Genomic DNA, 21,048 nt, shown 5'->3' on the forward strand with positions numbered 1-21,048 from the left:
GTAGCGAGAGGTTTCTTGGCGCTACATCAAATTCCCGCCTGACCCATACCCTTATTGTCAGAAATGTGCGCATCCTCAAATTAACGCGCTTACCATTGAGATATTGCTCACATCAAAATGAATAATAATTCAACAATTTTAATTTTTTATTTATTTACTGTGTTTGCAATAAAAATCACTATTTCTAAATCAAAAACAATCCCACTAGCATGTTACATTTTAGTAAACCCATAGTTTCCTCATTTTTAAAATTCTTTTTATTCATAATGTTATACAGCACTTTTTACTGTTGACGTTAACGTAAAGCAATTATGACTTGTGTATGAAACATGAATTAATACCCATGTTTTATGCAAATTTTTGGTTTGACCTTTATTGAATCTCAGGCTAATTTGGGTGGTTCGGGTGCATATCTATAGAAAGTCTTTACATTTTCTCCCCGAGTAGTAATCAGTTGAGGTCTAGGGAGGTTTTTGTATGAGCTTATATCATCCCAGTTTTGAGCGGGACAATTGTGGTTTTGGGTTGATAGCACAGATGGATGGCGAAGCCAGCCACCGTATAGTGCGCACGGCAATCCATGGTCTAGATCGCATGAAGCACCGCGGTGGCATTGCCTCCGACGGTCGCACTGGCGACGGCTGTGGTTTATTAATGCAATTGCCAGTGCAATTTTTTGAAGCGATTGCCGCGGAAAATGATTGGCATTTGAGCCGTAAATTTGCCGTAGGTATGCTGTTTTTAAGTCAAGATGATGAACTGGCCGAACAAGCCAAGTTTATTCTTGAGCGCGAACTCGAGCGTGAAACCTTAAGTATTGCAGGCTGGCGCAAAGTACCGGTCAATCCCGATGTGTTAGGTGAAATCGGCAAGGCTAGCCTGCCACAAATCTACCAAGTGCTGATCAACGCCCCCATTGGCTGGCGTGAAAAAGACTTGGAACGCCGCCTTTATATGGCGCGTCGCCGCTTAGAGCAGCAGATCACCGACGACAAAGACTTCTATGTCGCGAGTTTGTCTGGCCAAGTTATCATCTATAAAGGCTTGATGATGCCTGTAGACTTGCCCGCGTTTTATCCCGATCTCGCGGACATTCGCTTAAAAAGCTCTATCTGCCTATTCCATCAACGTTTCTCAACAAATACTTCACCTAAATGGCCATTAGCTCAGCCGTTTAGATATTTAGCCCATAACGGCGAAATCAACACGATTACGGGTAACCGTCAATGGGCCCGCGCCCGTGCCTATAAATTTAATTCACCGCTACTGCCAGATTTGCAGCAGGCCGCTCCCTTTGTGAATGAAACAGGCTCAGACTCTTCATCTTTAGATAACATGCTGGAAATGCTGTTATCCGGTGGCATGGACTTATACCGTGCTATGCGTCTATTGATCCCGCCTGCTTGGCAAAGTAATCCAGAAATGGATGACGAGTTAAAAGCCTTCTACGACTTCAACTCCATGCACATGGAGCCTTGGGATGGTCCGGCAGGTATTGTGATGACCAACGGTCGCCATGCCGCCTGCGCCGTTGACCGTAATGGTCTGCGTCCATCGCGTTATGTGATCACAAAAGATCGTATTTTGACCTTGGCCTCCGAAGTCGGTATTTGGGATTACGCCGCCGATGAAGTGATTGAAAAAGGCCGTGTTGGGCCCGGTGAGCTGCTGGTACTCGATACCTTGAACGGCCGCCTGTACCAATCCTTTGAGATTGATAACGACTTGAAACGTCGCCACCCTTATAAAGAGTGGATGGCGAAGAACAGCCGTACTTTAACGCCAGCGGAAGATTTAGCCTCTGAACAACATGGTGCCAGCGAGTTAAGCCCTGAGCTTTTGCTGCAATACCAAAAACAATTTGGCTATACCCGTGAAGAATTAGAGCAAGTCATTTGGGTACTGGCAAAACAAGGCGAAGAAGCCACAGGTTCTATGGGCGACGATACGCCTATGGCGGTGTTGTCGAAAAAGTCACGTTCACTGTATGACTATTTTAGGCAAAAATTCGCTCAAGTGACTAACCCACCCATAGACCCATTACGTGAAAAACACGTTATGTCCTTGACCACTTGTATTGGCCGTGAGCAGAACCTCTTTAATGAAACAACTGGGCATGCTTACCGCGTCATGTTCAATTCACCTATTTTATTATTCAGTGATTTTAACCAGTTACTGGGATTAGATAGCACTTACTATCGCGCCAACATTGTGGATTTAAATTACGAACCACAGGAAGGCTTAGAAAACGCCATTCGCCGTATCACAGCCGAAGCCGAGCGCTTAGCCCGCAGCGGCACGACTTTGCTTATTCTGTCAGACAGAGCCATAGGTAAAACGGCGCAAGTGATCCCTGCGGCCATGGCGGTCGGTTCTGTGCAACAAATGCTGGTGAATAAGAGTCTGCGCTGCGACACCAACATTATTGTTGAAACCGCATCGGCGCGAGATCCACATCACTTTGCCGTATTGCTTGGCTTTGGTGCCACCGCGATTTATCCGTACTTAGTGTATGAATCAATCTCTGAACTGGCGAAACGTCACCAGTTAACCGACACCACAGCATTGATGCTGAACTTCCGTTACGGCATCGAAAAAGGTTTGCGTAAGATCATGTCCAAAATGGGCATCAGCACTGTCGGCTCCTATCGTTGTAGCCAACAGTTTGAAGCTATCGGTATTGCCAGTGATGTAATTGAACTGTGCTTTAAAGGCGTGATCAGCCGTATCGAAGGCGTCAGTTTTGCAGAAATCGCCCAAGACCAAGCGATTCTGCACAAAGCGGCCTACCGCGCCCATGTGCCATTGCCACAAGGTGGCCTGCTGAAATACGTTGAAGGGGGTGAGTATCACTGCTTCAACCCTGATGTTGTCAACACTTTGCAGGCGTCATTGATCGACAAAAACTTCACAACCTATAAAAAGTTTGCCGACCTCGTCGACAATCGTCCAATAGCCACGCTACGTGACTTAATCGGTATCAAGGGTGCACAAGCATCGATTGATGTCGCTAACGTCGAAGGCGCAGCGGGCTTGTATCAACGCTTTGACAGCGCAGCCATGAGTATCGGCGCCTTGAGCCCCGAAGCCCATGAAGCGCTGGCTATTGCAATGAACCGCTTAGGCGGCCGCTCGAACTCAGGTGAAGGTGGTGAGGATGCTCGCCGCTTTAATACTGAACGCAACTCTGCGATTAAACAGATTGCCTCGGCACGCTTTGGCGTTACGGCGCACTACTTAGTCAACGCCGATGTATTGCAGATTAAAGTCGCCCAAGGGGCAAAACCCGGAGAAGGTGGCCAGTTACCCGGCCATAAAGTCAGTGTTGAAATCGCCGGACTGCGTCATGCTCGCCCTGGTGTAACCTTGATTTCACCGCCGCCGCACCACGATATTTACTCTATCGAAGATTTAGCCCAGCTGATTTTCGACTTGAAGCAAATCAACACGAAAGCGCTGATTTCAGTCAAACTTGTGTCTGAACCCGGCGTGGGCACGATCGCCACCGGCGTAGCTAAAGCCTATGCGGATATGATCACCATTTCAGGGTATGACGGCGGCACAGGTGCCAGCCCAATCACCTCAGTGAAGTATGCGGGGAGTCCGTGGGAGCTAGGTTTAGCCGAAGTGCATCAATCGCTAGTGGAAAACGGTCTACGCCATAAAATTCGCCTACAAGTCGATGGCGGCTTAAAAACCGGTACCGATGTAATTAAAGCCGCGTTGTTAGGCGCCGAAAGCTTTGGTTTTGGTACTGTGCCTATGATCGCCCTAGGTTGTAAATACCTGCGTATTTGCCACTTGAACAACTGCGCGACTGGCGTGGCGACGCAAGATAAAAACCTGCGTGACAACCATTACCATGGTCTGCCAGAGCGAGTGATGACGTACTTTGAGTTTGTCGCCGAGGAAGTACGTGAATGGATGGCGACCTTAGGGGTGAGCAAGTTTGAAGACTTAGTCGGTCGCAGCGAATGGTTATATGCCCTCGAAGGCCAAACCGCTAAGCAACAAGGTTTAGATCTGTCACCGATTTTGTATCAACCTAAGGTGCCGGCAACCTCGTCACGCACTTGGCAAGAAACCAATCCACCAGCGGATTTAGGACTGCTGAACCAACATTTATTAAACGAGTGCCAAAGCGCCGTCGATAAGGGCGAGTGTTTCGATGCCGCTTACAGCATCAACAACACAGACCGCTCCGTTGGCGCGACCTTGTCAGGCTATATCGCGAGCACGCTCGGCGTGAAAGGCACCAAAGCGCCGGTTAAACTGAGCTTTAACGGCAGTGCTGGCCAAAGCTTTGGCGTGTGGAACAGCCCTGGCCTTGAGTTAAAACTCTGCGGCGATGCTAACGACTATGTCGGTAAAGGCATGTCTGGCGGTCAAATTGTGATTTATCCGCCGATTGGCAGCCCGTTCCAGAGTGAACGCAGCGCCATTGTCGGTAACACTTGCCTTTACGGCGCGACAGGCGGCAAGTTCTTCGCCGCGGGTCAAGCGGGCGAGCGTTTTGCGGTCCGTAACTCAGGGGCGATTGCTGTGGTCGAAGGACTCGGTGATAACGGCTGTGAATACATGACCAGCGGCATAGTGGTTGTCCTTGGTAAAACAGGGGTGAACTTCGGCGCAGGTATGACAGGCGGTTTTGCCTATGTATTCGATCAATTCGGCCGCTTCAATCGCCGTGTGAACACTGAGCTTGTCGATACTCAAAAACTCGAATCACCTATTCATCAACAACATTTGAAAGGTCTGATTGAAGCCCACGTGGCCGAAACGGGCAGTGAACATGCCAAGATGATCTTAAGTGATTTTGGTAACTGGTTAGATTGCTTCGTATTAGTGAAACCTAAAAATATTGCCGTGGCCGATCTGCTCAAGTTAGAGAAATCGAGCCCAGAATTAGTTGTAAAAGCGGGGTAATGGCGCATGAGTAACGATTTTCAATTTATTGAAGTGGGTCGCAAAGACCCCACCAAACACCCTGCGGCTAAACGTGCGACTCAGTTTATTGAGATTTATCAGCCTTTTGCTCAGCCTGAAGTGGCACAGCAAGCGGATCGCTGTTTAGATTGCGGCAATCCTTATTGTGAGTGGAAATGTCCGCTACACAATTATATTCCTAACTGGCTCAAGCTAGCGGAGCAAGGTCGCATCATGGAAGCGGCGGATTTAGTGCACGAGACCAACACTCTGCCCGAAATCTGCGGCCGTGTTTGTCCACAGGACAGACTCTGCGAAGGCGCTTGTACCCTTAACGACGACTTTGGTGCTGTCACTATCGGTAATGTCGAAAAATACATTACCGATACAGCCATAGCCCAAGGCTGGCGCCCCGATATGAGCAAAGTCACGCCGCGCGCTGAACGAGTAGCGATTGTCGGTGCAGGTCCTGCTGGGTTGGGCTGCGCGGATATTCTGTCTCGCAACGGTGTTAAAGCCGTGGTCTTTGATAAATATCCACAAATTGGTGGCCTACTCACCTACGGTATTCCGTCTTTTAAACTCGACAAGGCCGTCATGGCGACCCGTCGCAGTGTATTAGAAGGCATGGGCATTGAGTTCAAACTCGGGGTTACTGTCGGTAAAGACATCCCATTTACTAAACTGCTCGAAGAGTACGATGCCGTATTCCTTGGGATGGGCACCTATACCGCGATGAAAGCGGGCCTTGAGGGCGAAGATGCCCAAGGCGTATACCAAGCCCTGCCCTATTTGATTGGTAACACCCATCATTTAATGGGCACCCAGAATACTGAAACGCCCTACCTGAACCTTGAAGGTAAACGTGTGGTGGTATTAGGCGGTGGTGATACTGCGATGGATTGCGTGCGCACAGCCGTCAGACAAGGTGCCAGCAGCGTAGTCTGTGCTTACCGCCGTGATGAGGCCAACATGCCGGGTTCACGCCGCGAAGTGCAAAATGCGCGGGAGGAAGGGGTTGATTTCCTGTTTAACCGTCAACCTGTGGCGATTAAAACCCAAGATGGCAAAGTAGTCGGCATTGAATGCGTCGAAACCGCCATGGGTAAAGCCGATGCCAGCGGTCGTCAACGGGCCGAAGCGATTGCGGGTAGCGAACAGTTGCTCGAAGCCGATGCGATTATTATTGCTTTCGGTTTCCAACCTAGCCCAGCACCTTGGTTTGCCGACCATGGCATCGAGCTCGATCAATGGGGCCGAGTTAAAGCGAGTAAGTTAGACGAAAATCCATTCCAAACCACCAACCCGAAAGTGTTTGCCGGTGGTGATATGGTGCGCGGTTCTGACTTAGTCGTGACAGCCATTGCCGAAGGTCGCGATGCTGCTCAAGGTATTCTTAACTACTTAGACTAAGCGCTAAGCTTAAACGCCAATGTGTTTGTTCTATCGCTAAAAAACTGTTTTACCGCTGTCATTTAACAAGCACTGTAATGGCTGGACTTAGGCAAACGAGTCCAGCCATTATTTTGTGATTTGTCGCCATCGGTTGATGGAAAAATAGATAAGTAAAATAGACAGATGAAATAGATAGATAAAAGTGCACCTCTTAGGGGTGCACTTTTTTCGTTAACCCTTCCCGCTTTTTACCCTGCCATTATCAAGCAATCCCAATCTCACCATAACGACAGCACAAAACTGTGTGGTATATTAGCCAGCATTCTCGTGTCCCACTCTTAAGTGTTGAATCAAAAAGGTCTCCCATGAAAATTGGAATTATTGGCGCAATGGAGCCAGAAGTCGCTCACCTGATCGCCGCTATGACAAATGCGACATCGCAAACTATTGCTGGTATTGAATTTATTGCTGGCACACTCGCGGGTAAAGACGTTGTCGTAACTCGCTCTGGCATAGGTAAAGTCGCCGCAAGCATTGCGACCACACTGCTCATCGAAAAATATGCGCCGGATGCCATGATCAACACAGGTTCTGCCGGTGGTTTTGTCGATACGCTGGCCATTGGCGATATCGTAATTTCTTCTGAAGTGCGTCACCACGATGTGGATGTCACCGCCTTTGGTTATGAAATTGGCCAAATGGCACAGCAACCTGCTGCGTTTATCCCAGCCGCTCATTTAGTTGAAGCCGCCAACAAGGCCATTGCGCAACTGGGTGAAGTCAAAGCGATTGAAGGGCTGATCTGTACTGGCGATAGCTTTATTTGCGATCCTGTTCGTACCCAAGCCATGTTGAAAAACTTCCCAACGATGGCCGCCTGTGAAATGGAAGGCGCGGCAATCGCTCAGGTTTGTCATCAGTTTGGTGTGCCATTTGTGGTGATCCGCTCTTTATCAGATAACGCCAACAATGACTCGCCAGTGGATTTTGATTCTTATATTGTCAAAGCGGGTTACCACTCGGCGCTGATGGTGATGCTGCTACTAGAGCAACTGAATCCTAGCGCAGTAAAATAATCACTTAAGCGGAAAAGTACCGAATGCACACCTCTTTTTATCAACAACTTGTCGAGATAGATGGCGCTTTGTTTGAAGGCTTTTTGGTACTTTTTTTTGCTTTGTTATTGGCGCGGTTAGCGCCATTGCCACGTGAAATGCAGCCGCTTATTTGGTTTGGCCATTTAGCTAAGCAACTCGCCGCCAAGGTAAATCGTCCAGAACGCTCCCCAAGCCAACAAGCCACTGCAGGCTTTTTAGCTATGATGCTATTACTGTTTCCGTTTTGGGCCATTATCACCTTTTTGCTCGAACTGGCCGCCTTTCCATGGTTTTTCGAATTTTTGGTGCTTTATCTATGTTTAACCGATGCAGGGTTTAGCCAAGTCGCCGATGAAATCGCTAAAGCCTTAAAACGTGGAGACAATGCCAGCGCAAAAAAGCTTTTACAGCCTTGGGTAGTGCGCGATACCGATAGCTTGTCGGAAATCGGCCTAGCCAAAGCTACCATAGAAAAACTCGCCACAGCGCCTATTTACGGCACAGCATTGACCATTTTCTTTTTCGCTATCGCCGGAGCACCGCTAGTGCTGGCGGTGCGAATGCTCAAACAACTCGAATTAAGCTGGCCGCCCATTCAGCCTAAGTATCAACATTTTTGCAGTACTGTGAATGGCGTATCGACCATATTACTAGCGATCCCCGCTTGGCTGTGGAGTCTATCAATTGCCATTCAAGGCGGCCCTAAGGCATTCGCTAAGCTATTTCGTACGCCAAAAAATCATCCCGCGATTCGAGGCTATATCCTCAGTGTGAATCTGGTGGCGAGTATTTTACGCATCGAACTCGGTGGACCTCAAAAGTTTAATGGCGTGCGTATCAATGTGGACAAACTAGGTTATGGCCCGCAGCCGACCAGTGATGCCATCGCCCCAGCAATCAAGCTGACCTCCCGCGCCTGCGCCATCTGGTTTAGCTTTATCATTATCCTGCCCTTGTTATGGGCAGGTTTACGTTGGTTACATAGCCTGTGATATGATGCCGCATTATCTCAACGTGAAGTTAAAGGCTGACTATCTTGCTCGAAAACATGCATGTTTCATTAACAACCCCTGCGTTGTTATTTCCTGCTATCTCATTGTTACTACTTGCTTATACCAATCGCTTTTTTGCCCTCGCGGCATTAATCCGAAACTTAAGCAGTGGTGAAAAACCCGTACATAAAGATCAAATCAAAAACCTGAGCCAGCGCATTACCATTATTCGTCGTATGCAAGAAGCGGGCGTATCGAGCTTTGCCCTGTGCGTACTGTGCATGATTTTCATCTATGTCGGCTTTAATAAAACCGGCTCAGTGATCTTTGGCGCTAGCCTGCTACTGCTGCTCTATTCACTGATTTTATCTGTAATTGAAATTCGCATCTCTGTTGACGCATTAAATATCCATATCAAAGAGATGAGTAAATGAGCCAGTGGATCTACTTTTTTGATTTATGGGGTACCGCTGTATTTGCGCTATCTGGCGCACTCGCCGCAGGGCGTCATAGAATGGACCCCTTTGGCGTCATAGTGCTCGCCTCGGTCACCGCTGTGGGCGGCGGCAGTATTCGGGATGCCTTAATTGGCGCAACACCTGTGTTTTGGATCCGCGATCCCAATTACATCATAGTGATTCTCGCAACTGTGCTCGCCTGTTTGCTGTTAGTGCGTCGGCCTCGCAAGGTGCCTGAATATATTTTGCCGGTCGCCGATGCCTTTGGATTAGCCTTGTTTACTGTGATTGGTGCCGAAAAAGCCCTCAATATGGGCTTGAGTGGCATGATTGCCGTGGTAATGGGCTTGATCACAGGCGTGGGAGGAGGCATTATTCGAGACTTACTGTGCAGACAAGTTCCTATGGTGTTACGTACAGAAGTCTATGCCACAGCTTCAATCATAGGTGGTATCGGCTATACCGTGAGTTTAGCCTACGGTATGGGCGAGAGAACGGCGCTGTTTCTGGCGATGACCAGCGCCCTATTTATCCGCTTAAGCGCCATCAAGTGGCATCTGTCGTTACCGGCCTTTGATCTCAAAACCAAGAGGGAATAGTTTGCGAATATTGTGTCTTATTTTGTGCCTCATTTTTGTTCCAGCCCTCAATCCTGCAGCGGCGCAAGCCAACTCAGGTGAAATGCCACAAGAACAGCAGTTAGCCGTAAAGTATATGAATGCGCTAACCGAACACGACTACAAGACACTCAGAAAATTCTATAACCGTGAAAGCGTCTTCTTCGATAAAACCGCCAACCGTAAATACACTGGCGGCCGCTTTATCATCGACTTTCTCGAGCGCGCCCACGAGGGCGTGCTCGAGTACGACTTCAACATAGAACATATGTATAACGCCGGCTCTTTAGTGGTGATGATAGGTAACTATCACTTCAAAGGACCCGGTGAACAATTCGGCAAACCTGGCAAAATCATCGACATTGCGATTCCTGGCGTCACGAGTCTTAAACTCGATATGCTCAACCATAGGGTGACTGAGCATGTGGATCTTATCGATTACCAGACCATGTCTGACCAATTAGCGATGCAGTAGTCACAAAATTTAGCTGTCTTTGAAACTTGATCCCTAAAAACGGGTCGAAACTAACAATGAGTCAATAACACTGAGTGTTTCGCCTTCGATAGGTTGACTGAGTCGTTTCGTTTCAATGAGGTTTGTATGAAGTTTTTTGGATTGATAGCCCTACTCGCCCTTAATGGCTTAATGCTGGCTCCCAAAGCACAGGCCTTACAGCCCATAATTGTGTCCTACGCCGTTCAGCCAGTCAGTCATTTTAATCAGCAACTGCGTGTCGCTCAGGCACAACATCAACCCTGGTCGGAAGACCCAAGTCAGATCAGCAGCCAATACGCAGGCAACAAATTTACCTTAGTGCGAACCCAAACCAATAAAGACAGCATTTTGACCTATCAGGTGAGCGAGCTCTCCAAGCAACATCCACAAATGCTGTTGATTATTTCCTTGAAGCAGAATGCTAAACAATGGCAGGTGAGTTCGGCGCAACTGGCGTGGAAATGCAGTGGTGGGCAACACTTTGGCACAGACAGATGTAATATCGCCGAGCATGAGGCCAACACAGCGCCTTAATCTTATGGGGTGAAACAGACTTAAAAACAAAGAGCGCCCTAAGGCGCTCTTTTTGTTCGTTTAACGACTTTTTCATTTAACAGACAATGGCTTAAACCATTGTAAGTCAAACTAGAGTCAGGTAAACCACTGTTATCTGAACTAAAGTGACTTAAACAAAGTCACTAAAACTAAAGCGACTTAAACTAAAGCTACTTACACTAAAGTCACTTTGGCAAACTTGCGTTTACCGACTTGGAATACCGCGACAGTACCAGCAGACAAAGTCATACGGCTATCGTCCAGCTTTTCGCCGTCCATCTTCACCGCGCCTTGCTTTATCATCCGCATGGCTTCTGAAGTCGACGCCACTAAATCAGCATCTTTCAACAGATTAGCAATCGCCAGACCGTCACCCGCCACTAACTCGACAGCGTCGATATCGTCAGGGATCATGCCCTTAGCGCGATCAACAAAGGCTTGGTGCGCGCTTTGTGCAGACGCTTCATCGTGGAAACGTGTGATGATTTCTTTAGCCAAGGCAATTTTAATGTCGCGTGGGTTAGACCCATTTGACACATCTTGCTTAAACTGCTCAATTTCAGCCAGTGGGCGGAATGACAAAAGCTCAAAGTAGCGCCACATTAAGTCGTCCGAAATCGACATCAGCTTGCCAAACATTTCGTTGGCAGGTTCGCTCACGCCAATATAGTTGTGCGCCGACTTAGACATTTTCTTCACGCCGTCTAAACCTTCGAGCAGCGGCATCATGATCACAGCTTGTGGCTTTTGGCCTTCCGCTTTTTGCAGTTCACGGCCCATTAACAGGTTGAACTTTTGATCTGTACCACCCAACTCAACATCGGCCTGCAGCGCAACTGAGTCATAACCTTGCAGTAAAGGATACATAAACTCATGGATAGCAATAGATTGGCCCGAGGCATAACGCTTCTTAAAGTCATCGCGCTCCATCATACGAGCCACAGTTTGCTTAGAAGCAAGGCGGATCATCCCCGCTGCGCCCAATGGCTCTAACCAGCTTGAGTTAAATTCGATACGGGTTTTAACCGGATCAAGTATCTTATAAACCTGTTCTTTATAGGTTTCTGCGTTCGCTAATACTTGTTCACGGGTTAACGGTGGACGCGTACTGTTTTTACCGCTTGGATCACCCACCATACCGGTAAAGTCACCGATCAAGAAAATGACTTCATGACCTAACTCTTGGAATAACCTTAATTTATTTAAGATTACAGTGTGTCCAAGATGGATGTCCGGAGCGGTAGGATCGGCGCCTAACTTAATACGGAGTGGACGTCCTTCTTTGAGTTTTTCCAGCAGATCCGCTTCGAGTAAAATCTCATCGGTACCACGTCTAATTTCTGCTAATACTTGGTCTAAATCAGCCATCTCGGCAGGGACTCCTAAGGCCATGATCATAAAATGAAGAGACTTATGTTACTTGTTAGCCACCACAATTGAAAGTGTGTACACTAACGGGATTATTTAAGTCTCTGGTTATCGGTATCGGCGTCAATGGGAAAGGTTATAACGTTATTTAAATTGTTGCCTAAAAAGCATCAAATTCTCCTCAGCATTCTTTCAGTTATCACTATGATAACCATGCTACTACCTTCTGAAGAAGCGCAAGCTTCAAGACAAACCACCAGCATAGATGACCAAGCTCAAATCAACACCCGTTATGATGTGCCTTTAGCCTTTCGCTCGCCTGAACGTCCTGAGTTATTAGAGGGCCAAACAGACAATACGCCCACAAATGCTGCGCCATTATCGTCAACTGACGCGCTTGCCGCGGGTGATGCTAATAATCCAGCCACTGAATCCTTAGAGAGTGCCCATCACAGGGACGTCGAACATTTTAACGTCAAGAACGGTGATACCTTAGCCGCGGTATTTGATCGCGCAGGGTTAACCAGTAAAGACGTGTATGAAATCACCCAACTCCCCTTAGCCAAGCAAAATTTACTTAAGATTATGCCGGGCGAAGAAATCGTGATTTCGAAAGATATAAATGGTGATTTGACCGAAGTGCGTTATCGCGTGAATGCAGTTTCAACGCTCATCATCACCAAGAATCAAAATCAATACCAAGAAAAAATATCCGAGAAGGATGTGGAAATTCGCAGCCATTTCACCAGCGCTAAGATTAAGAGCAACTTCTGGAACGCCGCCGTCGATGCAGGCATGAATGCAAACCAGATCATGCAGTTATCGACCGTATTCGGCTGGGATATCGACTTTGCCTTAGATTTACGCGAGGGCGACAGCTTTGCCATTATTTATGAGCAAGAATATGCCGATGGCGAATTTTTGCGTAACGGCAATATCTTAGCCGCAGAATTTGTAAACCAAGATGAGCGCTATACAGCCATTCGCTATACCGACGGTAACTATTATTCCGAGAATGGCACTAGCATGCGTAAAGCCTTCTTGCGCTCGCCAGTCGATTTTAAATATGTCAGCTCAAACTTCAATCCAAGACGTTTGCACCCAGTAACGGGCCAAGTCAAAGCCCATCGCGGTGTGGACTACGTCGCCGCCATTGGCACGCCCATTAAAGCGGCGGGTAGCGGACGCGTCATCGAGGCGGGCTACAATCAATTCAACGGTAACTATGTGTTTATCAAACACAACGATACCTATACCACCAAATATCTCCACCTCACTAAGCGCAACGTCAGCAAAGGAGCCAGCGTTAAGCAAGGGCAAATCATAGGTACTTTAGGTAAAACGGGGCGCGTCACGGGTGCACATTTGCATTACGAATTTATCGTCAATGGCGTCCATCGCAACCCAAGAACCATAACGCTACCTAAAGCCGAATCGATTGCGAGAAAAGAAAAAAATCAATTCGATGCACTTAGCCAGCAATTGATGACTACACTTTCGCAAAACAAGCAAACGCAATTGGCAATGCAATAACGACGGACGGATTCCTCCCAATGAAAAACGCTTATTATATTGGACTTATGTCAGGCACCAGCATGGACGGTGTCGATGCCGTATTGGTCGACTTTTCTGGCGCGCAGCCGCAGCTTATCGCCAGCCATACCGAAGCCATACCGAGCCATTTGCTCAAAGGCCTACAGCGCCTTTGTTCACCCAGCACAGATGAAATTAACCGCCTTGGCCGTTTAGATCGTAATGTGGGTGAACTGTTTGCTTTAGCAGTGAATAATCTGCTGACCAAATGCGCCATTGCCAAAGAAGAGGTTATCGCCATAGGTAGCCACGGCCAAACCGTGCGCCACATGCCAAACCTCGAAGTGGGATTTACCCTGCAAATTGGCGACCCGAATACTATTGCGACCGAAACCGGTATTGATGTGATTGCCGATTTTCGCCGTAAAGATATTGCCCTAGGTGGGCAAGGCGCGCCCTTAGCGCCAGCATTCCACCAGCAAACCTTTGCTGAAGTCGGCAAAAAACGCATCATTTTAAATATTGGCGGCATAGCCAACATTACTTATTTACCGGGCAACAGTGACCAAGTACTGGGTTTCGACACGGGACCTGGCAATACCTTGATCGATGCTTGGATCCAGCAGGTGAAAAGTGAGCCCTTCGATAGAGATGGTGCATGGGCTGCGTCCGGCAAAACCGACCAAGACCTGTTAACTCAACTGCTTTCGCACCCGTATTTCTCCCTTGCTTACCCTAAAAGCACCGGCCGTGAGCTGTTTAACCAAGCTTGGTTAGAGCAGCAATTATCGCCCTTTAATCATTTAGATGAAGAAGATATCCAATCGACGTTATTGGATTTAACCTGCCACAGCATAGCCCGCGATATGATTAAATTATCGAATGAAGGGGAGTTGTACGTCTGTGGTGGTGGCGCGTTCAACGGCCAACTGATGCAGCGTCTTGCCGCACTATTGCCAGGTTATACCTTAAATACCACCTCAGCCCTTGGCGTCGACCCTAAATGGGCTGAAGGCATCGCCTTCGCGTGGCTCGCCATGCGTAACCACTTAGGCTTACCCGCCAACCTCCCAGCAGTCACAGGCGCCTCCCGCGAAGCCGTACTCGGCGGAAGATTTAGCGCTAAGTAATTTACCTTCTCAAAATATCAAGCGATGACCTCACCAAGAGCTTCTACATGGAGCTCTTGCTGTATTTACCCCTCAACGTATCGATTTCCCCTCTTCCCGCCTAAATTAATCAAGAAAATCAGCAACCCATTTAAAGCCATCTATTATTAATGACTGATAGTGGTAGCAACAGAGTGTGAGTAAACAACTCCGTCACTGAAGCTTAATCAAATCTCACTATATTGAAGCTGATGCTGAATATTGCTTTAAACCAACTCAAACACTTGGTCATTGCCTCACAAGCGTTTGACAAAAAATTGCTGTTAAGGGAGCTCGTGTCTCGAGCGCGATTTTGCTCACTCAGACAAAATCCGCCAATAGACAGGTAAATAAGGAATAAAGACGCACTCGTTAACAAACAAGTGTCTTTAACATAATAGGAAACCAATCAATGAATATGTCACAAAAAATGGCGGCGGAATTTCTTGGCACCTTGTGGTTAGTCCTTGGAGGCTGTGGCAGTGCGGTACTTGCCGCTGCATTTCCCGAGGTGGGCATAGGCTTACTCGGTGTAGCGTTCGCATTTGGCTTAACTGTTCTCACTATGGCCTTTGCGATTGGCCATATTTCAGGTTGTCACCTTAACCCAGCGGTGTCATTCGGCCTTTGGGCTGGCGGACGTTTTCCAGCGGCAGAATTATTGCCCTATATCATAGCCCAAGTCGCGGGCGGGATTGCAGGGGCGGGTATCTTGTATCTTATTGCTTCTGGGCAGGAAGGATTTTCACTCGCCGGCGGATTTGCCTCTAACGGTTTTGGTGAGCATTCACCAGGTGGCTACAGCATACTGTCGGTCATGATTTGCGAAGTTGTTATGACACTGTTTTTCTTAATCATTATTTTAGGTGCCACCGATGAACGCGCGCCCAAAGGGTTTGCCCCGATTGCGATAGGTCTAGGCTTAACCTTGATCCACCTTATCAGTATTCCAGTGTCCAATACTTCGGTGAATCCTGCGCGCAGTACAGGTCCTGCGTTGTTTGTCGGTGACTGGGCGGTATCGCAGCTCTGGTTATTCTGGGTAGCACCGATTGTCGGCGCCATTTTGGCAGGCTTTATCTATCGCTACTTCCGCGCGGCAGAATAAACATCGAAGATCTAACACAACAGCGCCCTCTTGGCGCTGTTGTTCTTTTTCTAATCCCGCTCTAATGTTACCATTTAGCCAACTGGTGAATTTTGCTGTGCCCTAGGTTTTTACATTAGAGACACAACAGGCTTCGCCCTATTCAAGCAAAAGAGATATTTTTCATGAGCAAGACTGTTAAAACCCTCGCTGAGACAGCAGCAATGACGCCAGAAGCCCGTTACGATTACCTCGTTGAGCAAGTCAAAGAACATAAAGTTCTTTGGACATTACAAGACCAAGACGGTTGCGTAATGCTGACCACTGAAGAAGAAGATTGCATTCCAATGTGGCCAACCGAAGAAGCGGCTGAATCTTGGGCTGTGGATGAGTGGAGCGATTGCCAAACATTAGCGATCCCATTCGATGAATTTCACGAAAGATGGGTGCCAGGCATGGAAGATGACGACCTGTTCGTTGCCGTGTTCCCAGTATTAGATGATTTAGGTGTGGTTATCCCACCATATGAGTTAGATCAACGATTAGCGCCTAAGCAAAGCCATTAATCTCAATCGCTAAGCGAGAATGTCTATGAGCGAGCAAGAATCGGCTATACCGACACCTAAGGCTGACGCGGCCGTGAGTTCACGCTTACCCAAACGACTGATTGCCCTGCTGCTAGTGTATGTTGTTGCGTCCGTGAGTGGCTTAGTCGCTAAACAAGGCGTGTTATTTTGTCTACTGACACTTTTAATGGTGATTGCCATTATTGGTCGACAAAAGGCGGCGCTTATCATGCTGCGTGGCTACACAGTCGTGCAGCTTGGCTTGATTAGCATGCTGCCAGTGATCATGTACGATCCCGGCAATTTAGTGGTAGGCCCGACGACGGTGCATTTAGGTGAATGGCAGGGCAAACTGCCTGACTATGTGATTTTTATCGCGTTAATCATCTTGTCATTACTGCAAGTCTGGGTCGCTTTTGATAAAAAGGTAAAGGCGTGGTTTAAACCTAAGCTTAACCTGAACATCATGAGTTAAGTTCGTAGCATACTGAATTTTGCCCAACAAAAAGCCGTCATTGCGACGGCTTTTTTGCTCTCACTTCACACCTTAAAAGCGCTAAGTGAGCAGTCTTTATACAGAGAAACTGGCACCACAGCCACAGGTCGTGGTTGCGTTAGGATTTTTCACGAAGAAGCGAGAACCTTCGAGTCCTGAAGTGTAATCCACTTCACCACCGACTAAATATTGTAGGCTCATAGGATCGACAACCAAGAGAACGCCTTGTTTTTCTATCGTAAAATCGCCGTCATTGACCTTTTCATCAAAGGTAAAGCCATACTGAAATCCAGAACAACCACCACCAGTCACATAGACTCGTAGCTTAAGTGCAGGATTCTGCTCTTCTTCCAGCAAACCTTTCACCTTAGCGGCTGCCGCATCGGTAAATTGGATTGGCATTGCTGTATCAGCTTGATCAGTCATTACTACCTCTTACATCAGTTTTCTGGGGCAAATTATCCTTTACCTGACTGTTTTGTTCAAGTATTACCCGTGGTTCTTTTTCACCCTGTAATAACTCAGGGGCACTATAGACATGTTCTGTCTGCGAATTCTTGGTCCAGCGGCTCGAAGGCACCAGCACTTTGACTTTCACTTGCTGTAAACTAAAGCCAGCAGCAACAGTGACCTTGGTATCTATGACCTGAAAATAGCGAAAATCAAATTCCAACTTAGAACCCGTGAGTTTGTTCACACTCAAGCTAACGGATTTCCCCTCCTGCACACCAATTAATGTCAATTCGACTCGACCTTGAATCGCTTGCTTGCGCTTTTGCAGCTGAGTTAATACCAGTTTGAGATTGTACTCATCGGCTAAAACGCCCGGCGTCATTTCAAGTCCGTGGATGGCGACACCTTCGGCATTATCATCCGGTGTCATAATGCTACGGTAAAACGCCAGCTCATGTTCCAATTCTTTTTGCTTTTTCATCTGCTGGCCAAACATATCTTGCATTTGGGCGTTAGCCTCACGCTCGACGGACAGCTCTAGATTTCGGGTCGCTAGTAATTGGGTCTGTGTTTCTAATTCAGCACTCAAGCGTTGGGCTTTACTGCTGATGTGTTTAACCACGGGCTCATCACTGCTTAATAGCAGAAAACTTATCCAAGCACCAAAAAGAATAGAAACTAACACTAAAAGCGATAAATACACTGAAGATGGACGATACTTGAGATCCATCACTTGCAGCCGATCTAGCCAACGATGATAATTTGGCATTAGGTAACAGCCCCTTATATAAAATACAATCAACTCAAGAACGAGTTCGATACAATACAACTCAGGCCAATGCAGTGCAATTAACGATAAATAAAGTCGCTATTCAACATGCCATAGTCACAGCCAAAAAGTATTTAACTAATGAGCTACGTGACCATTTATCCCAAGCGAGGATCAGTGCACAACTGTGCATACTGGCACTGCTGTTTGCCATTTTCGCATCCTGCGTGATCTTACTATTTCGACTCTTGCTCGTTTGGGCCAATCATTACACCCAAATACAGGCGCTGGATTTTACGGGGAACGTCGCCGACTGGCGAGCCCTGTTACCACTTTTAGGCGCAATATTAATTTGGATTGTGGCTAAGCTAGGCTCCAAACGTTATAAGCGCATGGGAATAGCCTATGTGTTACATAGAGTTAAACTGCACTATGGTAAAATTCCGTTGCAATCTGCCGTAGGGCAATTTTTTCAAGCATTATTCGCCCTCGGCACCAATTTCTCCGTCGGCCGTGAAGGTCCAGCCATTCATCTGGGTGCTGTCAGTGCCAGCTTTCTCGCCGAAAAATTCAATCTTCCCGATAACAGTGTGCGCATTATGTGCGCCAGTGGCATTGCCGCAGGGATTGCCGCGACCTTTAACGCACCCTTGGCGGCAGTGATTTTTGTCCTCGAAGTAATTGTCCGTGAATATAAAGTCCATTACTTCTTCCCGATTATGCTCTCCGCGATTTGTGGCGCGGTTTCAAGCCAATTAGTGTTTGGTAATGTGCACGAATTTGACCGTATTCAAGTGATCCACATTCCCTTAGATCACTACCCTATTCTCGCCATCGGCGGCGTGGTACTAGGCTGCGCTGCGGCGTTGTTTAATTACTCACTCTTAAAAGTTACTGCGACGGGGCAAAACTGGCCACTGATTTACCGACTATTATTGGCGGGCAGCGTCACCACGCTAATCGGTCTCGTGTTGCCGCAAGCCCTTGGCACGGGCGATCTCGCCATTAGCGAAGCCATTAGTCAACATCCAAGCCTGTTGCTGTTAATCGCCCTATTATTTGCCAAAATCATTGCCACTATTGCAGCGATTGGCTTAGGTATTCCAGGTGGTTTGATTGGTCCACTCTATGGCATCGGCGCGCTGCTTGGCGCGATTTTGGCGCTGATCAGTGCCATCTTATTCCCGTCGATCGCTCCATATGTAGGGCTTTACACTGTGATCGGCATGACAGCCATGATGGGCGTGTGCTTAAGCGCGCCGCTGGCGGCGTTAGTCGCCCTGCTAGAAATGACCAATGATGCCAGTATTATCCTGCCGGCGATGTTTGTGACTATTCCCGCATTTTTGATTGCCTATCAAGGTTTTAAGACTAACTCTATTTTCTTTAAACAATTAGAAATCATGGGGCTAGGCTATAAAGTTGCGCCAGTAAATTTAGCGCTGCAGAAAAAAGGCGTGCGAGCCTTGATGGATAAACGCTTTGTTATCGTCAATAACAACGATGAATTGTTACTCGAAGTGCTTAAACGGGCCGAAGGTCGACCTGTGCTGGTTCGCAATGCCGATGGCGTTATCGAAATGCTCAGCCTTGAAATGCAATCCTACGATGACAGTACCACGCTATCGCGCCATCCCATGCAAGGCTTAAGCGACAGCACCACGCTCAATGAGGCCTATTTACTCTTGTCACCCAAGCGCAGCGGTGAGGTGTTTATCTATCAAGATACGCCAGATAACGTGGTCGGAGTGATCAGTTGGTCGAACCTGCAACAGGAAATTCGCTTAGGCCAAGCCTAACGTCAATTTAAAACCTGATATCAATTTAAAATCTGATAGTGATGCAAAACCTAGTATTGATGCCAAACCTTGATACCAAACCTAAGGCGGCAGATTAAAAGCTTTGGGCTTCATCGCAAAAATCTAACACAGTGGCAATGTGGCTATTTCGTTGCCCCTGTGCTTCTGCTACAATCGCGCCTCAGCCACCCTACATAACATCAGGGCAGATAAGCGCGATACCGCAGCTTAAAATGCCCCCTAGCAAATTGGAAAACAGGCTGATGAATCAGTTCGAAGGATCCCATATCCTCTCCGTAAACCAGTTAGATCTTGACTCAATCCAAACTATTTTTAATGTCGCTAGCCGCATGATGCCCTATGCACTTCGAGAGAAGCGCAATAATGTGCTCGATGGCGCCATTTTAGGTAACCTGTTTTTCGAACCCAGTACCCGTACCCGCGTAAGTTTTGGCTGTGCCTTTAACTTACTTGGCGGCCATGTGCGTGAAACCACAGGTATGGCTTCATCGTCTTTATCTAAGGGTGAATCCCTGTACGATACCGCGCGGGTGTTATCCACCTATTCTGATGTCATTGCCATGCGCCATCCTGACTCTTACTCGGTAAAAGAGTTTGCCGAAGGCAGCCGCGTCCCAGTGATCAACGGTGGCGATGGTTCGAACGAACATCCGACCCAAGCTCTACTCGATTTATACACTATCCAAAAAGAACTCAAATGTGCCGGTCGCGGTATCGATGGCATGCACATAGCAATGGTCGGCGACTTAAAATTTGGCCGAACCGTGCATTCACTATCACGCTTACTCTGCATGTATAAGAACATCAGTTTCACACTGATTTCACCTGCTGAATTAGCGATGCCTGATTATGTGATCTCCGACATTGAAAATGCTGGCCATAGCATCAAAATAACCGACCAGCTTGAAGGCCATTTAGATAAAGCAGATATTCTGTATCTCACTCGCATTCAGGAAGAACGCTTCCCTTCACAGGAAGAAGCGAATAAGTATCGCGGCAAGTTCCGCTTAAATCGCAGTATTTACACTCAGCATTGCAAATCTAACACTGTCATTATGCATCCGCTTCCAAGGGATTCACGCGCGCAAGCCAATGAGTTAGATAATGATTTGAACAGCCACCCTAATCTCGCCATCTTCAGACAGGCGGATAATGGGCTGTTAATTCGCATGGCTTTGTTTGCATTGACACTCGGCGTTGATCATCAACTCGAAAAATATGAGTGTCCGGTTAATTGGTATTCACGTAAAGCCGATCGCTAGTTGGCTACAG

General features: G+C 47.5%; 18 protein-coding genes. 15 read left to right on the forward strand and 3 right to left on the reverse strand.

The genetic code is table 11. The features are described from left to right. Nucleotides 1–477: 477 nt before the first annotated feature. The 8 genes from gltB (at nucleotide 478) to KV201_RS06370 (ending at nucleotide 10,515) form a co-directional block, all read left to right on the forward strand. Complete coding sequence (gene gltB / locus KV201_RS06335; protein ID WP_226058838.1) at nucleotides 478–4,926, forward strand: glutamate synthase large subunit; 4,449 nt, start codon at nucleotides 478–480, stop codon at nucleotides 4,924–4,926. Nucleotides 4,927–4,932: 6 nt separating this feature from the next. Beyond that, the gene (locus tag KV201_RS06340; protein WP_226058839.1) at nucleotides 4,933–6,339 is read left to right on the forward strand and encodes an FAD-dependent oxidoreductase; all 1,407 of its coding nucleotides are present in this window, start codon (nucleotides 4,933–4,935) and stop codon (nucleotides 6,337–6,339) included. A 347-nt stretch (nucleotides 6,340–6,686) separates the two neighbouring features. Beyond that, nucleotides 6,687–7,397 (forward strand): 5'-methylthioadenosine/adenosylhomocysteine nucleosidase, encoded by a 711-nt coding sequence (locus KV201_RS06345; RefSeq protein WP_011846156.1) that lies wholly within the window; start codon nucleotides 6,687–6,689, stop codon nucleotides 7,395–7,397. Between the two features lie 23 nt (nucleotides 7,398–7,420). Next, nucleotides 7,421–8,410, forward strand: a complete 990-nt coding sequence (locus KV201_RS06350) for a cobalamin biosynthesis protein (protein ID WP_226058840.1) — start codon at nucleotides 7,421–7,423, stop codon at nucleotides 8,408–8,410. A 56-nt stretch (nucleotides 8,411–8,466) separates the two neighbouring features. Beyond that, nucleotides 8,467–8,844 carry a DUF2721 domain-containing protein gene (locus KV201_RS06355; RefSeq protein WP_006085052.1) on the forward strand — a complete coding sequence of 126 codons (378 nt, stop codon included), beginning with the start codon at nucleotides 8,467–8,469 and terminating at the stop codon, nucleotides 8,842–8,844. Continuing rightward, nucleotides 8,841–9,467 (forward strand): trimeric intracellular cation channel family protein, encoded by a 627-nt coding sequence (locus KV201_RS06360; RefSeq protein WP_226058841.1) that lies wholly within the window; start codon nucleotides 8,841–8,843, stop codon nucleotides 9,465–9,467. The genes KV201_RS06355 and KV201_RS06360 overlap by 4 nt, the downstream gene beginning before the upstream one ends. A 1-nt stretch (nucleotide 9,468) precedes the next feature. Next, complete coding sequence (locus KV201_RS06365) at nucleotides 9,469–9,960, forward strand: nuclear transport factor 2 family protein (RefSeq protein ID WP_006080750.1); 492 nt, start codon at nucleotides 9,469–9,471, stop codon at nucleotides 9,958–9,960. 126 nt (nucleotides 9,961–10,086) lie between these two features. Then, nucleotides 10,087–10,515, forward strand: a complete 429-nt coding sequence (locus KV201_RS06370) for a hypothetical protein (RefSeq protein WP_006085051.1) — start codon at nucleotides 10,087–10,089, stop codon at nucleotides 10,513–10,515. A 195-nt stretch (nucleotides 10,516–10,710) separates the two neighbouring features. Here KV201_RS06370 and tyrS read toward each other — a convergent pair whose 3' ends face one another. Continuing rightward, entirely contained in the window at nucleotides 10,711–11,904 is a 1,194-nt protein-coding gene (tyrS, locus tag KV201_RS06375; RefSeq protein ID WP_226058842.1) for a tyrosine--tRNA ligase, read from the reverse strand. A 126-nt stretch (nucleotides 11,905–12,030) separates the two neighbouring features. Between tyrS and KV201_RS06380 the strand changes: the two genes are divergently transcribed. The 5 genes from KV201_RS06380 (at nucleotide 12,031) to KV201_RS06400 (ending at nucleotide 16,713) form a co-directional block, all read left to right on the forward strand. Then, nucleotides 12,031–13,437: a peptidoglycan DD-metalloendopeptidase family protein gene (locus KV201_RS06380; protein WP_006085049.1), complete on the forward strand. Its 1,407-nt coding sequence runs from the start codon at nucleotides 12,031–12,033 to the stop codon at nucleotides 13,435–13,437. A 20-nt stretch (nucleotides 13,438–13,457) separates the two neighbouring features. Then, nucleotides 13,458–14,567 carry an anhydro-N-acetylmuramic acid kinase gene (locus KV201_RS06385; RefSeq protein WP_226058843.1) on the forward strand — a complete coding sequence of 370 codons (1,110 nt, stop codon included), beginning with the start codon at nucleotides 13,458–13,460 and terminating at the stop codon, nucleotides 14,565–14,567. A 430-nt stretch (nucleotides 14,568–14,997) separates the two neighbouring features. After that, nucleotides 14,998–15,693, forward strand: coding sequence for an aquaporin Z (aqpZ, locus tag KV201_RS06390; protein WP_226058844.1), 696 nt, complete (start codon nucleotides 14,998–15,000; stop codon nucleotides 15,691–15,693). 164 nt (nucleotides 15,694–15,857) lie between these two features. Beyond that, nucleotides 15,858–16,238 carry a DUF2750 domain-containing protein gene (locus KV201_RS06395; RefSeq protein WP_006080744.1) on the forward strand — a complete coding sequence of 127 codons (381 nt, stop codon included), beginning with the start codon at nucleotides 15,858–15,860 and terminating at the stop codon, nucleotides 16,236–16,238. Between the two features lie 25 nt (nucleotides 16,239–16,263). Next, entirely contained in the window at nucleotides 16,264–16,713 is a 450-nt protein-coding gene (locus KV201_RS06400; protein ID WP_006080743.1) for a hypothetical protein, read from the forward strand. Between the two features lie 96 nt (nucleotides 16,714–16,809). Here the strand turns inward: KV201_RS06400 and erpA are convergent, their stop codons facing one another. Together erpA and KV201_RS06410 are read right to left on the reverse strand one after the other, a co-directional pair. Continuing rightward, entirely contained in the window at nucleotides 16,810–17,160 is a 351-nt protein-coding gene (erpA, locus tag KV201_RS06405) for an iron-sulfur cluster insertion protein ErpA (RefSeq protein ID WP_006080742.1), read from the reverse strand. After that, nucleotides 17,153–17,956, reverse strand: a complete 804-nt coding sequence (locus KV201_RS06410) for a DUF6776 family protein (protein ID WP_226058845.1) — start codon at nucleotides 17,954–17,956, stop codon at nucleotides 17,153–17,155. Before KV201_RS06410 ends, erpA begins: the two co-directional genes overlap by 8 nt. A gap of 74 nt (nucleotides 17,957–18,030) precedes the next feature. Between KV201_RS06410 and KV201_RS06415 the strand changes: the two genes are divergently transcribed. Both KV201_RS06415 and KV201_RS06420 read left to right on the forward strand, forming a co-directional pair. Beyond that, on the forward strand, nucleotides 18,031–19,755 hold the full coding sequence (locus KV201_RS06415) for a chloride channel protein (protein ID WP_006080740.1): 1,725 nt from the start codon (nucleotides 18,031–18,033) through the stop codon (nucleotides 19,753–19,755). Nucleotides 19,756–20,018: 263 nt separating this feature from the next. Next, nucleotides 20,019–21,038 (forward strand): aspartate carbamoyltransferase, encoded by a 1,020-nt coding sequence (locus tag KV201_RS06420; RefSeq protein WP_006080739.1) that lies wholly within the window; start codon nucleotides 20,019–20,021, stop codon nucleotides 21,036–21,038. Nucleotides 21,039–21,048 lie beyond the last annotated feature (10 nt).

The sequence above is a fragment of the Shewanella sp. SR1 genome, from assembly GCF_020447145.1.
GTDB classification, from domain to species: Bacteria; Pseudomonadota; Gammaproteobacteria; order Enterobacterales; family Shewanellaceae; genus Shewanella; species Shewanella baltica.